14 protein-coding genes are annotated in these 13,967 nt (G+C 62.1%); 9 read left to right on the top strand and 5 right to left on the bottom strand.

Translation table 11 applies throughout. The annotated features are described in order from the left end of the window. The coding region (locus tag ABSG20_RS15260) for a molybdopterin biosynthesis protein (RefSeq protein ID WP_423865337.1) at positions 1-1,731 on the bottom strand (1,731 nt) is incomplete at its 3' end. A gap of 860 nt (positions 1,732-2,591) precedes the next feature. Here ABSG20_RS15260 and ABSG20_RS15265 point away from each other — a divergent pair. After that, positions 2,592-3,215 (top strand): Uma2 family endonuclease, encoded by a 624-nt coding sequence (locus ABSG20_RS15265; RefSeq protein WP_423865338.1) that lies wholly within the window; start codon positions 2,592-2,594, stop codon positions 3,213-3,215. A gap of 69 nt (positions 3,216-3,284) precedes the next feature. Continuing rightward, positions 3,285-3,431 carry a hypothetical protein gene (locus ABSG20_RS15270; RefSeq protein ID WP_423865339.1) on the top strand — a complete coding sequence of 49 codons (147 nt, stop codon included), beginning with the start codon at positions 3,285-3,287 and terminating at the stop codon, positions 3,429-3,431. On the opposite strand, the gene ABSG20_RS15275 is transcribed toward ABSG20_RS15270, so the two are convergent. Next, a complete protein-coding gene (locus ABSG20_RS15275) occupies positions 3,391-3,549 on the bottom strand; it encodes a peptide ligase PGM1-related protein (RefSeq protein ID WP_423865350.1) in 159 nt (52 codons plus the stop codon). The genes ABSG20_RS15270 and ABSG20_RS15275 overlap by 41 nt on opposite strands. After that, positions 3,546-3,704: a hypothetical protein gene (locus tag ABSG20_RS15280; protein ID WP_423865340.1), complete on the bottom strand. Its 159-nt coding sequence runs from the start codon at positions 3,702-3,704 to the stop codon at positions 3,546-3,548. The genes ABSG20_RS15275 and ABSG20_RS15280 overlap by 4 nt, the downstream gene beginning before the upstream one ends. A gap of 349 nt (positions 3,705-4,053) precedes the next feature. On the opposite strand from ABSG20_RS15280, the gene ABSG20_RS15285 reads away from it, so the two are divergent. The 7 genes from ABSG20_RS15285 (at position 4,054) to ABSG20_RS15315 (ending at position 11,437) form a co-directional block, all read left to right on the top strand. After that, complete coding sequence (locus ABSG20_RS15285; protein ID WP_423865341.1) at positions 4,054-4,548, top strand: MaoC family dehydratase; 495 nt, start codon at positions 4,054-4,056, stop codon at positions 4,546-4,548. 71 nt (positions 4,549-4,619) lie between these two features. Next, positions 4,620-6,011 carry an MFS transporter gene (locus ABSG20_RS15290; RefSeq protein WP_423865342.1) on the top strand — a complete coding sequence of 464 codons (1,392 nt, stop codon included), beginning with the start codon at positions 4,620-4,622 and terminating at the stop codon, positions 6,009-6,011. A 17-nt stretch (positions 6,012-6,028) separates the two neighbouring features. Next, positions 6,029-7,465 (top strand): MmgE/PrpD family protein, encoded by a 1,437-nt coding sequence (locus tag ABSG20_RS15295; protein ID WP_423865343.1) that lies wholly within the window; start codon positions 6,029-6,031, stop codon positions 7,463-7,465. Further along, positions 7,462-8,628, top strand: a complete 1,167-nt coding sequence (locus tag ABSG20_RS15300) for an acyl-CoA dehydrogenase family protein (RefSeq protein ID WP_423865344.1) — start codon at positions 7,462-7,464, stop codon at positions 8,626-8,628. The genes ABSG20_RS15295 and ABSG20_RS15300 overlap by 4 nt, the downstream gene beginning before the upstream one ends. Then, positions 8,625-9,824: a CaiB/BaiF CoA transferase family protein gene (locus tag ABSG20_RS15305; RefSeq protein WP_423865345.1), complete on the top strand. Its 1,200-nt coding sequence runs from the start codon at positions 8,625-8,627 to the stop codon at positions 9,822-9,824. Before ABSG20_RS15300 ends, ABSG20_RS15305 begins: the two co-directional genes overlap by 4 nt. A gap of 31 nt (positions 9,825-9,855) precedes the next feature. Then, on the top strand, positions 9,856-10,629 hold the full coding sequence (locus ABSG20_RS15310) for a GntR family transcriptional regulator (protein ID WP_423865346.1): 774 nt from the start codon (positions 9,856-9,858) through the stop codon (positions 10,627-10,629). Next, complete coding sequence (locus ABSG20_RS15315) at positions 10,619-11,437, top strand: HpcH/HpaI aldolase/citrate lyase family protein (protein ID WP_423865347.1); 819 nt, start codon at positions 10,619-10,621, stop codon at positions 11,435-11,437. Before ABSG20_RS15310 ends, ABSG20_RS15315 begins: the two co-directional genes overlap by 11 nt. Positions 11,438-11,454: 17 nt before the next feature. On the opposite strand, the gene ABSG20_RS15320 is transcribed toward ABSG20_RS15315, so the two are convergent. Beyond that, positions 11,455-13,167 (bottom strand): 2-hydroxyacyl-CoA lyase, encoded by a 1,713-nt coding sequence (locus ABSG20_RS15320; protein ID WP_423865348.1) that lies wholly within the window; start codon positions 13,165-13,167, stop codon positions 11,455-11,457. 43 nt (positions 13,168-13,210) lie between these two features. Beyond that, on the bottom strand, positions 13,211-13,967 hold a 757-nt coding region (locus ABSG20_RS15325; protein ID WP_423865349.1), incomplete at its 5' end, for an AEC family transporter.

A 13,967-nucleotide genomic window follows, 5' to 3' on the forward strand; every position in this document is an offset into this window, starting at 1 on the left:
GACCGCATTGTGGGATTTCGGCTGGTTCCAGTAGCCATCGGGACGCGCCCCGCCGAGCAGCCGGTCGATCAGGATGCGGGTGCCCGCGCCCTGGTTGCGGTTGACCATGATGCAGGAGGGATCGGCCAGCGCCGCGCGCACCGCCCGTTGCGCGTCCAATCCTTCGAACCGTGTATCGCCGGGCCGAAACACGATGCCCTGCATCCGCCGCCAGCCCGGCACCAGTTCGAGGCCGGTCACGAGAAACGGCGTGTTGTAGGTTTCCGACTTTTCATCGAACAAATGGATCGGCGCCAGGTCGCACTCGCCGCGCCGCGCTGCCGCGAGGCCGCCGAGGCTGCCGACCGCGATCGAACGCACCGACAATCCTGCTTGCGAAAGCTGTGCCGTCACCAGGTCAAGCCCGGTGCAATGGCTGCCGACGATGACGAGATCGGGCACCCGCACATGCGGCGTGAACAGCGTCACCTCGGCCTCGGTGCCAGCGGGCATCTGGTCGGCCAGCGCCTCGATCTTCAAAAAGCCGTCGGTCTGCGCAAACGAGGTGATGGCGCCGCTGCCCTTGCCGGAGGGGTAGGCGATCAGGCCACCTTCGCTTTCGACCAGCGACACCATGACGAATTCGGTGCGGCCGAGTTCGGAGGCGATCCGCACCGGGACTTTTGCCATCACCCTGGCATCGGCGCGTGGCGGCAGTCCCGCCATCCGGCGCAGCACCGGCACGATCATGTCGTGAAAGGTGAACATCGCCGAGGTCGGAAATCCCGGCAGGATCACCACCGGCTTGCCGTCGCATACCGCAAGACACAGCGGCTTGCCCGGCTTGAGCGCGACGCCATGGGCGATAATGCCGGGCGCACCGAGCCGGGCAATGATGCGATGGGTGAGATCGCCGGCGCCCTTCGAGGTGCCGCCGGACAAGACAAGCATATCGCTTGTTTCCAGGGCGCCGCGCATCGCGGCTTCGAGTTTCGCTTCGTTGTCGGCGACGGCACCGAGAAAAATCGCCTCGCCGCCGTTCTCGCGCACCGACGCCGTGACGATGGCGCCGTTGCTGTCATAGATCTCGGCCGGCCGCAGCAACTCGCCCGGCTGCACTAGTTCGTCGCCGGTCGAGATCACCGCGACCCGCGGCCTTCGGGCGACGGCAACCTGCGCGATGCCGCAGGCCGCCAGCATGCCAATTTCGCGCGACCCGATCAGGGTGCCCGCGCGCAGCAGGGCTTCGCCGCGGGCGATGTCGGAGCCGGCATAGGATACGAATTGCCCGGGCGAGCCCGCTCGCCGGATCTCGATCATGCGGGCAGAGGCCGGCTGGGTGTGCTCGACCATGACGATGGCGTCGGCGCCGCGCGGCACCGGCCCGCCAGTCGCAATCGACGTCGCCGTTCCCGACAGCACCGGCCGCGTCGGCGCGACACCGCAGGCAATGACTTCGTCGTTCAGCATCAGGCGCACCGGCGTTGCTTCGCCGGCCGAGGCGAGATCGGCGGAACGTACCGCAAAGCCATCGACATTGGAGCGGTCGAACGGTGGCACGTCGATCCGCGCGACGATGTCCTCTGCCAGCGCGTAGCCAAGCGCGTCGGCAAGCCGCCGCGGCTCGCTTGGGATCGCGCGCGGAAACAAGGCGGCGTCGAAAAGGCGGAGCGCCTCTTCGCGCGACAGGATGGTCAGGAACTGGTCCTGATCCAGGCTGTCGCGGACTTTGGGAAGTCGAGCATCGGTCATGCCGTAACCCTTATCAGTCCCACAACAGATAGGCATCCACGGGCGTTCCCGCCGCAAAACCCCGGGCTTCAACATCCTGTCACGGAATCCCGCGGTAGCACGCCAAGTCCTGGTATCCTGCTGACAGGTTTTTGGGATTGGCGTTAGGTCCGGTGAACCCGAAATAGGTGGTCGGAATTTGGCCCCGATCCTATATGTCTTTGTCGCAACTTGGCGGAATGGGGTGGGGCTGTATGTCATCATGATCTGGGGAGCATGCTCATCTGAAGTACATTTGACAACTGCGTATCCGCTCTTCTGTCCAGGTAATCGTATACGTGCGTTAGTTGATCTGCAAAGTGCCCGCGAGGCTTGGGGCGCCCCGCGAGAAGCCGTCACTATATATCTTCCATATTTAGCTGGATCGCTTGTACTGTGCGCCTGCGCTGGTGCTCAAACGGCCGTGACGCCAGGCAGCGCTCCTTTCAGGTCCATCGGTATGGTGCTTTATGGACTAGTTTTCGTTATGTACGCATTCAATTATTTATATAGTGGTCGTTATTGTGGTAGGGGACACTAGAAATCTCTTCAGCGTGATCGGCTATCTGCAAAGGCGGGCAGCTTCACGTTTCCGGATAGCTGATCGACCCACACCAGATGATTAAGATTGAAACCGGCAAATGGGTGCAAAACCCGTGGCGGGTCATTCGGACGCGCGCAGTGCTGGCGGAGGTCCGGAAGTTTCGGGGCGCTGGGCAAGTGCGAGACAGTGGGTCTTGACCCGAGATTCTGCGCCGGCGGAGCGCCGTGTCTCAATGAGCCGAGGTTTCCGCTTAGCATCCACCGCGAGTATACTACCATAAACGGAGACATTCGAGACGATGCTCAACGAGCATGACAATGCCAAAATAACGCCAGAAGAGTTTCTCGCCTGGGTCGCTGGGCAGGAGGAACGTCATGAACTGGTCAACGGCGAAGTCGTGGCGATGGCGGGAGCAGGCCGCCAGCAAGACAGAATCGTCACCAACCTCATCGCTACCATTCGCCCTCAAACCAGAGGAGGCCCATGTCAGACCTTTACCAGCGATACTTATGTCACCACCGGGCCATCGACCAAGCGGATGCCGGACATGGGGGTAGATTGCGGTAACCCGCCGGACGATTCATTGATGGCAGAGAGTCCATCACTGGTAGTGGAAGTTCTCTCGCCAACCACGTTCAGCTTCGATGTGAGCGTCAAGCTTGCCGAGTACAAGGCGCTTCCATCTCTGGACTACATCTTGTTCGTAAACACCGAACGCCCGTCCGTTCAGTCCTTCTGGCGCGGTCCCAATGGACTCTGGCAAGACGCGCTGGTCGATGGTCTTGACGCAAGGATCAAGCTTGAGAAGCTTAATATCTCGTTTTCCCTGCGCGACATCTATGACGAGATCAAATTCAGACCAAAGCCAAAGCTTGTAATACCGGAAGACGACGAACCAACCAGCAGCTCCACGCCAACCTGATCCGAGGCAAGCAATTGGCCGTTCTTTGACCGCGATTACGCAGCCCGAAGCGGTGGATTCACCGACGCAATGGACGCCCTGGTCGAGGAAGCCATCGAACTCGCAGAGGCGCGCTCGGCCTGCACCTGCGAAAAGTGCGGTGCACTACGCAGCGACACCGATATCATGGGGGAAATCATGATCGGATGGTTACGCGCGGCGGTGAGGCATCATTGAACCTGCCTTCCCGATCGAGAACCTCGATCGTGCGGCGATAGAAGCTATCCGCGCGCTCGGGCGTCGCTCCGATACAGACCACGCCGAGCTTGCCGAATTCGGAGAGTGCCCCGATCAGATGAAAGGCGACGCCTTCGCCGGTAGCGGCATGAAAATGCTGCCGTGGTCCGTCGTGGCTGTTTCGTCGATCTCGCCGGTAGCGATCTTGGCGACCATGATGGCGTTGCCGATGGCGTCGGCGGGGCGCTTTTCGCCTTTAGGGCCTCGGGGCATTTGCAGCTGTCGGTCACTGTTCAAAGGAAGAAACACAATACAGTTCAGCTCTTTTAGAGTTGAAGAAGATAATGGCGGATTTCGATGCAAATTCTATGGCGCAGCAAATGCACCAGAAACTTATCGAGAAAGCCATCACAACCATCGTCGATGAACGGCAACGTGCGCGAATTTCAAACTGAGACACTACCCGAATCTGCACCGGATCGCCTCGCCTTGCCGCGGTCCGAACGCTTCGCATAGAGCGCCAGCCCGATCCCGTCGTGATCCCAAATTCTTACCAAGAAGGGTTGACACAGGCGCGCGCCCGTCATATTGTCCGGACAATAAACCAAATAGAGGGACGGCCATGACCGAGGATAAAAAGCGTCGCATTCCCACGCCGTTCGGACGCTATTTCGAAGAGTTCGTCGTCGGCGACATTTACGAGCATCGTCCGGGCCGCACCATCACCGACACTGACAACATCCAATTCTCGCTGATGACGATGAACTTCCATCCGATGCACTGCGACGCGGCCTTTGCGGCCAAGAGCGAATTTGGACGGCCGCTCGTCAATAGCGGCCTCAGCCTGGCCATCGTGCTCGGCATGACCGTCGCCGACGTCAGCGGCAAGGCGATCGCCAATCTCGGCTGGAAGGAAATCAACCTGACCGGCCCGGTGTTTCCCGGCGACACGCTTTATGCGGAATCCGAAGTTCTGGAAAAGCGCGCGTCGAAATCGCGCCCGACGCAGGGGATCGTCACCGTGGAGACGCGCGCGTTCAAACAGGACGGAGCGCCGGTCATGAACTTCGTGCGCAGCGCGCTCATTCCAATGAAGGGCCACGGTGTCGGCGATTGAGCCGGCGCGTTGAATTTCGATCGCTTTGGTTCGCCGAATAGCGAATCGGCATCTATCCCGGGAGGATCACAATGTCTGCAGCACAAGCCGTCAATGCCGGCGCGAGGCTCGACCGCCTGCCGATCTCCCGCCTTCACTGGCGCATTTTCGGCCTGATCGGCGCCGGCGCGGCGCTGGACGCGTTCGACATCTATCTGGCGGGCGGCGTCGTTGCCGCGATGCTGAAGGAAGGCTTTTCGACGCTCGCCCAGAACGCCCTGTTCATTTCCGCAACGTTCTTTGGCATGCTGTTGGGCGCGGGTTTCGCCGGCTATCTCGGCGATCGCATGGGCCGCCGCTATTCCTACCAGTTCAATCTGGCCGTCTTCGGCCTCGCCTCGATCGCCGCCTTTTTTGCGCCCACCATCAACGCCTTGATAGGCCTGCGCTTCATTATGGGCTTCGGCCTCGGTGCCGAGCTTGTGGTCGCCGCCGGCACGCTCTGCGAATTCATCCCGCCGGCCTATCGCGGGCGATGGATTTCGATGCTCGGCATCGTCACCAACGCCGGCCTGTTGATCGCTTCCAGCGTCGCCTACGTCGTCATTCCCAATCTCGGCTGGCGCTACATGTTCGCCATTGGCGGCGCCGGCGCGCTGATCATCTGGATCATGCGTAAAAAGATGCCGGAATCGCCTCGCTGGCTCGAGGCGGTCGGCCGCACCGAGGAGGCAGAAGCGACCCTGCAGGCGTTCGAAAAAGAAGTCGGCGCCGGGCGCACGCTGCCGCCGCCGGCGGTCGTTCGCCATCGCCCGGTCGTCGACGCGCCCCTCGCCAAGCTTTTCCAGCGCGGTATGGTCGGCCGCACTGTCGCAGCGGCTGTTACCGCCATGGCAGTGAACATGTCGGTCTACGGCTTTGTCGCCTGGCTTCCGACCTTCATGGTCAAGCAGGGCATGACGATCGTGCAATCCCTCGGGTTCACTACCCTGATGTCTTGCGGCAGCGTCGCCGGCGCGCTGGTCGGCATGGCGCTCGGCGACCGCTTCTCGCGCCAAAAATCGCTGATCGGCACCTGTGTCGCGATCATCGTGCTCGGCTTCGCGTATTCTTCGTTGCGCGACCAGACCGAGATCACGGTCGCCGGATTCGCGCTCGTGACCGCGATCTACACGCTCGTGACACTCGGACTATACGCCTACATTCCGGAACTGTTCCCGACCGAATACCGGCTGCGCGGAACCGGTGTCGCCGGCGTAAGCGGGCGCGCGGTCTCCATCACGACACCCTATCTCACCGTGTTCCTGTTCGAGCATTTCGGCGTGCAGGGGGTGCTCGGCATGGTGACGGCCATGCTGGTCGCGCTCTGCGGGGCGATCCTCATCCTGGGCGTTGAGACCGCGAGAGTATCGCTGGATGACAACGGCGCCTTCGGCGACGACGACGCGCTCGCCACTGCTGCGGCGGCGATGTTGCACGAATGAACAAAAGGACCACTTTCATGAACGCGATCGACAAGAACCTGCACACCGAAGCGCAACAGACAATATCCGGCCGGCTCGCGGAATTCGCGCTGGGTCTGGCTTACGAGGATATTCCCGAGAGGGTGCGCGAGCGTGCCAGACACCTGTTGCTCGACGCGATCGGCATCGCCTACGCCTCGCGCGGATACCAATTCGCGCGGGCGACCATGGACGCGCTGGTCTCGCTCGGCGCCGGCACTTCTCCGGTCATCGGCGGCGGCCGCACGCTTGGCGCCCGCGACGCCGCGATCATGAACGGCGTGCTGGCTCACGGGCTCGACTACGACGACACGCACAGCCGCGGCGTCATCCACGCGACGGTTTCGAGCTTTCCCCTTGCGCTGGCGCTCGCCGACCAGACCAAGGCCAGCGGTCGCGATTTTCTCACCGCGTACGTGGCGGCGATGGAGACGTCAACGCGGCTGGGCGCGGTCGCCAAGGGCGGATTTCACCAGGTCGGATTTCACCCCACGGGTCTGATCGGCGTATTCGGCGCCACGCTGGCGGCCTCGCGCCTGCTTGGCCTCGATCGCGAGCAATCCGTGATGGCGCAGGGGGTGGCGCTGTCGATGGCCGGCGGCAGCCTGGAGTTTCTCGAGGACGGCGCCTGGACAAAACGGCTGCATCCGGGCTGGGCGGCGTCGAGTGCGATCACCGCAGCGACGCTCGCCAAATATGGCTTCATTGGACCACGCGCGGCCTATGAGGGACGGTTCGGTCTCTACGCCGCCTATCTCGGCGCGCAATCCGGGGCAGCCGATCTGTCGCTGGCAACCGACGCTTTGGGCGGCGAATGGCAGATCGAGGAGGTTGCGATCAAGCCAATTCCCGCGTGCCACTTCACGCACGCCGCCGCAGATGCAGCAATCGCATTGAGCCGGGCTTCGAAGTTCGATGCCAAGGCGATCCGTTCGGTCGAGGTACTTGTGCCGGCCGAAGTCGTGAAGACAGTGTGCGAACCGGAAGCCAACAAGCGCAGGCCCGCCAATAGCTACGACGCCCAGTTCTCAATTCCTTACATCGTCGCAACCGGCCTGTTGCGCGGCCGCTTCACGCTCGACGAACTGGAGCCCGCGGCGATGGCCGATCGCGAAGTGCTGTCCCTCGCCGAGCGCGTCCATCACAAGATCGATGCCGCCTCGACATTCCCCAGGCACTACACCGGCGAGGTGATCGTTACGCTCGAGAGCGGCGAAATCCTGCGCCATCGCGAGGCCATCAATCGCGGCAGCGCGGATCGTCCGCTGTCGAATACCGAAATCGTCGGCAAATACCTCGACAACGCCTGCCGCACGCTGACGCGCGACCGGGCCGAACGCGTCTGCACCGCCGTTCTCGGGCTCGATCGGGCCGAGGCAGCCGATCTCGCCAATATTCTGTCACAGCCGGTCCGATCGGCAGGGAGCATCTCATGAACATCGCGGTTACCGCAGAGCGGCAAAGTGAAGAGAATATGATTCTCGACGCCGTCGACAAGTTTCTTGAGACGGACGTGCGTCCTTACGCGCACGACCTTGAGGCACGCGATGAATACCCGGCCGAGATCGTCGAGAAGATGAAGGCGTTGGGTTTGTTTGGCTGCCTGATCTCGCCGGAATACGGCGGCCTCGGACTGTCTTCGACGACCTACGCCAAAATCATCGAGCGTATTTCAGCCGTCTGGATGTCGGTCGCCGGCATCGTGAATTCACACGTCATCATGGCGAGCGCGGTGCAGCGCAACGGCACTGAGAAGCAGAAGGCGCACTATCTTCCGCGCTTTGCCACAGCAGAACTTCGCGGCGGCATTGCCCTGACCGAGCCGGATTGCGGCACCGATTTGCAGGCGATTCGCACGACGGCCAAGCGCGACGGCGACGATTACGTCGTCAACGGCGCGAAGACCTGGATCACCAACAGTTATTACGGCAATTGCTTCGCGCTGCTCGTGAAGACCGATCCCACCACACAGCCTCGGCACAAGGGGATGAGCCTGCTGATCGCCGAAAAGGGGCCGGGCTTCAACGTCACGCGCAAGCTGCCGAAGCTTGGCTATCTCGGCATCGACACCTGCGAAATCTTTTTCGAAAACTATCGTGTTGCGGCCGACCGCCTGGTCGGCGGTACCGAGGGGCGCGGGCTCAAGCAAATTCTTGGCGGGCTGGAACTCGGGCGCATCAATGTCGCGGCGCGTGGCGTTGGCCTTGCGCAGGCCGCGCTGAGCGAATCGGTTTCCTACGCACAGACCCGCAAGACCTTCGGCAAGCCGATCTGCGAGCATCAGGCGATCCAGCTCAAGCTCGCGGAGATGGCGACACGTGTCGAGGCGGCTCGCCTGCTCACCTATCGCGCCGCCGAAGCGTTCGATCGCGGCGATCGTTGCGACATGGAGGCCGGCATGGCCAAGTACTTTGCCACCGAAGCGGCGATTGAAAACGCGACCGAGGCCATGCGCATTCACGGCGCCTACGGCTATTCCAAGGAGTTCAACGTCGAACGCCTCTATCGCGACGCGCCGCTGCTTGTGATCGGCGAAGGCACCAATGAGATGCAGCGCATCATCATTGCTCGCCAGCTGATATCGAGGAATCCGGTATGAGCGGGCACCTTCCGCTTGCCGGCTTGCGCATTATTGCGGTCGAGCAATACGGCGCCGGCCCGTTTGCCACGCAACATCTCGCTGACCTCGGCGCCGAGGTGATCAAGATCGAAAACCCGAAAGAGGGCGGCGACATCGGACGCCAAGTCGGCCCGCATTTTTTTGGGCCGGGGGACAGTCATTTCTACGAGGCGTTCAACCGCAACAAGAAGTCGGTTGCGCTCGATCTCAAGCAGCCCGAGGGGCGACAGGTTTTGCTCGACCTGGTGCGCACCAGCGACGCCATCCTCGATAACCTGCGCGGCGACCTGCCGGCGAAGCTCGGCGTCGATTACGCTTCGCTCTCCGAGGCCAATCCAAAAATCGTATGTGTGCATCTGTCGGCATATGGGCGGACGGGCTCGCGCAAGGCATGGCCCGGGTATGACTATATGATGCAGGCGGAGGCCGGCTATCTGTCGCTGACCGGCGAGCCGGATGGTCCGCCCTCGCGCGCGGGGCTTTCAATCGTTGACCTCGCGACGGGTACGACCGCGGCCATGGCGCTGCTGGCCGGCGTCATCGACGCGATGAAGACCGGCAAGGGACGCGATCTCGACGTCAGCCTTTACGACGTCGCGCTTCATAACGTGCTCTATCTCGGCACCTGGTATCTGAATGGCGGAACCGTGACGACCCGCCAACCGCGTTCGAGCCATCCATCGCTGACGCCGAGCCAGCTTTACCGCACCAAGGACGGCTGGATCTTCATCATGTGCCAGAAAGAAAAATTCTGGTGCAATCTGGTCGAAGCGCTCGGTCGGCCCGAATGGCTCGAAGATCCGGATTTCGCCACGTTCGCAACGCGGCTGGAGAACCGTCCTCACGTGAACGCGTCGCTTGATGCGGCTTTCCAGCAGAAAACCACCGACGAATGGATGGCGCATTTGGCGGGGCGCGTGCCTGCGGCACCGGTCTACGATGTCGCTCAGGCGCTCGATGCGGATTTCGCGCACGAGCAGGGGCGGATCGTCGACTTTCACCATCCGCAGCACGGACCGATCAAGGGGATCGCCTCGCCGGTCCGGGTGGCAGGCGCGACCCATCCGACCGACGCCGCGCCGGCGCTCGGCGAGGATACCAACGATCTCCTGTCGGAGTTGGGATACGCGCCGGAGCGCGTTTCCGAATTGCGGAAACGCAACATCATCGGGTAAGCGGAATGGTCAACCGAACGGATCGAGCCAGATGCCCAGCATGCCGCCTCAACCGCGCTACCGACAGGTGGCGCAGACATTGATCAATGAGATCGAGAGCGGCCGCTATCCAGTGGGCGAACTCATGCCCACCGAAATGGAGCTCTGCGGACAATTCGGCGCAAGCCGCTTCACGGTGAGAGAGGCAATCAAGCAGCTGGTCGAGATGGGTTTGGTCAGCCGTCAGGCGGGCGTCGGCACCAAGGTCCTGAGCGCCGCGGCGCTCCCGGGATATCGACAGGTCATGCAGGGGATGACAGACCTGCAGCAGTACAGCGCCGATACCGAGCTCGACATCAAAGACGCCAAGATGGTAGCGGTCAGTGGTGCGCTGTGCAGACAGCTTGGCGCAAAGCCCGGCGAAAGCTGGCTTAGGCTGGATTGTTTGCGGCGCGTCAAAGCCCAAAAAACCCCTCCGATCTGCTTCGTCGAAATTTATATCCATCCCGCCTTTCGGGCTGTGCACCACCTCGGTGGCCGATCGGCCGTACCAATCTACCTCCGCATCGAGGAACAATTCGGAGAGAAGATCGTCGAAGTCCAGCAGCAGATCAGGTCCGTCGCCCTTTCGGACGGCCTCGCCGCGAAGCTGCAAGCAAAGCCTGGGTCACCCGCGCTGTTGATAACCCGCACCTACTATAACGGTCGCCACGAAATCATCGAGGTCGCCGCCTCGACGCATCCAGCCGGTCGTTTCAGCTATTCACAGACCTTTCGCCATGAATGGCGCGGGGCCGGACCTGCCGGAGAAGACAATGGCACTTGAACGCAGCTTCCTGTTCGTTCCAGCCGATCGCCCTGAAAGGTTCGCCAAGGCGCTTGCGACGCGAGCGGATCGAATCATCATCGATCTGGAAGACGCGGTGGCCCCCGATGCGAAGGCCGCGGCGCGCGAAATTCTCGTCAATTGGCTGGAAGGCGCCGGGGCTTCCAACGTCATGGTGCGCGTCAACGCGGTCGCGACGCCGTGGCACGATGACGACATGCGGGCGATAGCCGGCCTGGCACAGGTGGTCGGGCTGATGCTGCCGAAAGCGGAAGCCGTCGACGCCATCGCCGAGACGCGCGCGAAGCTCTCCAAGAACAAGAGCCTTGTCGGTCTCGTTGAAACCGTACGCGGTGTCGCCGACCTTCGCGCGGTCGCCGGGACGCCGGGGTTGTCGCGGCTTGCGTTCGGCACGGTCGATTTCTGCCTGGAGACTGGCATCGAGGGGCAGGGTCCAGAACTCGACTTCGTGCGCACTCAATTGACGCTGGAAAGCTGCCTCGCAGGCCTCGCCGCCCCGATCGAAGGCGTGACTGTCGACATTAAAGCGGCCGACATCCTGGAGACAGATATCGCGCGTGCGCGAAGGTACGGATTTGGCGGCAAGCTTTGCGTTCATCCGTCACAGGTTGATCCGATAAACAGCGGTTTTTCGCCGAGCGCGGACCGCATCGACTGGGCGCGCCGCGTGATCGAGGCCGCCAAATCCGGCGCCGGAGCAGTGACCGTCGATGGTAAGCTTGTCGATCGGCCGATCGTGCTTCAGGCTGAGAAAATACTGGCGCGTGTCGCCGCCGACGCCAATTAGGGACCTGTGTCGGCGCGTCAGGACCCTCGCCACTTGCGCTCGGCCTCGTCCCAGGCCGCCAGCGGCTGCAGATCCGGCACCCAGGCGAGACCCGTCTTGCCGTCAGAAGAAATCGCCTCCGGCGTAACGATCATATCGAGAAGTGCCGGACGATTGGCCAATGCCCTTTCGATTGCAGGCTTGAGCTGATCCTCGGCTTCGACCCGCTCGGCATACATTCCGAATGACCTCGCCATGCCGGCATAATCGGCAACCTGCAATCTGGTGCCTACCACCTTTCCATGGGTGACGGTTTGATCATGCACCTCGATCTGCCACGCGCCATTATTGGCGACGACGATGAGGACTGGAGCTTTGTGCCGCACCGCGGTATCGACTTCGATCGCATTGAAGCCGAATGCGCCATCGCCGGTAGCCACTACCACTGGCTTGTCGGGAAAGGCCAGACTGGCGGCGATACCGTATGGCACGCCAACGCCGATGCATCCAAACGGACCAGGGTCCAGCATTCGCGGCGCATTCAGCCCCACACGTGCAAAGGAGAGAAAATCGCCGCCATCGGTGATGACGACGGCGTCATCGCCGATGGCTTCCTGGAGCGCCGACAGCACCTTGTTGGGGTGAAGTTTGCCATCGGAACCCTTGGGCGCGGATGCCATGGTCTTCCTGAGCTTGTCGGCACGTTCTTGATGCCCGCTGCGCAGCTTTGCGGCCCACTGCCGGTCGACTTCGGAAACCCGATTGCCCGCATGTTCGACCATCGCGCGCAGCGTTTCTGCCGGCGATGCCAGAATTTCCACTGCACCGCGACGATTGTCCCGTATCTCGGTCGGCGTATCGCTGATGCGGACAAATTTCGCCGACTGAAACACAGCCGGCGAACCGTAAGCGAGCTGGAAATCGAGGCGGCGTCCAATGGTCAGAATGACGTCGGCGTCGCCCATGACGGAACCGCGCATCGCGCCGACGACGGACGGATGGCTATCGGGCACCAGACCGCGGCTTTCGCCGGTGTCGAGGTAGACAGCACCCAGTCTGTCGAGCAGTTCAACCAGCTCCGGGCCCGCACCGCGGGCGCCGCGACCGGAAATCACAAGCACCCGGCGAGCCGACCACATGAGGTCAACGGCTTTCTCGATCTGTGCCGGATCAGGACGCGTGACGCTACGCGGCTTGGCACAGAGATGCTCCTCCAACTGCAGCGCCTTGGGTACAATTCCCCGCAGCGTGTCGGTCGGAAAGTCGATATAGGAAGGGCCGGGGTCGCCGCCCTCGCCGAAGGCGCGCGAGATCGCTTCATCGAGCTCCTGCAGCACCAGGGACGGTTCGCGCACCGTGCGCGCGTAGCGCGTGATGGATCGCACCAACTGCGTATGATCCATATCCTGCAGACCACCCCTGTTCTCCTGCGGTCGCGGATTGCCGCCTGACAGCACCAATATCGGCGCACGCGAAACATGGGCGTTGGCGATGCCGGTGATGGCGTTGGTCATGCCTGGACCGGCGGTGACCAGGGCAACTCCAAGCTCGCCGGTCAATTCTGCATGCGCCTGGGCCATGTGAACGGCGGCGCGTTCGTCGCGGACGTCGATGATGCGGATTCCCTCCGCGTCCAGCCGCATCCAGATCGGCATGATATGGCCGCCGCAAAGCGCGAATACGTGCTTGATGCCGCGTTGCTTCAAAAGGCGCGCGATCAAGGCAGCCGCGCTGTCAGAAGAGACTTTCATCATACCACTCCGGTTCTGTTGAACACTTCAGTTTGCGTTGCACTTATGCGAGCCAAGCTACGAGCAGCGAGACGGTAAAGACTGCGAATATGTGCGAAGCGAGAATCGAGCCCGAGGTCACACCGGCTTCCAGCCCGTAGAGCTTTGCGATGGTAAAGGGTCCTGATCCGATCGGAAGCGCGCTCAGGATGACGGCCGAATGCGACCAAAGCGGCGGCATTGAAAAAACGTAAAAGGCCAGAAACGCCGTGATGGCGGGCTGCAGAATGAGCTTCATCGAGACCAGTATACCGATCGAAGCAGCATCGTGGCTGACCACGCTTTCCTGCGCGAGAAACAGGCCGATGCAGACCAGCGCTGTCGGCGAAGCGGCGCCGCCAAGCAGCGTGGTGAAGCTCTCGAACGGCGCCGGAACCTTCAGGCCGCTCAAGCCGATACAGAGGCCGGCGACCGGCGCGATCAGGAGGGGACTGGTGAGCAGCGACCAACCGACCTTGGCCCCGGTAGACCAGAAGCTGTTGCCCTTCTGCAGGTCGATTTCGACGACGACGACGGCGAACAGAAACAGGATGCAGGCCGTGAAAAGGGTGGCGATGATCGAGGCCGGCGCGCTTTCCGGCCCGAATACCAGAAGGCACATCGGAATCCCCATGAAGCCGACATTGCTGTAGCCCGCATCCAGCGCCTCGATACTGGCGTTGGCAATGCGTCGTCCCCGGGCACGGCTGATCGCGAAGGCAATGGCGAAGGTAATCGAAAAGCCGCCCCCGAACGCTCCGACAAAGCCGAGCTGGCGCACC

It is taken from the genome of Bradyrhizobium sp. (genome assembly GCF_049512235.1).
Lineage (GTDB): Bacteria > Pseudomonadota > Alphaproteobacteria > Rhizobiales > Xanthobacteraceae > Bradyrhizobium.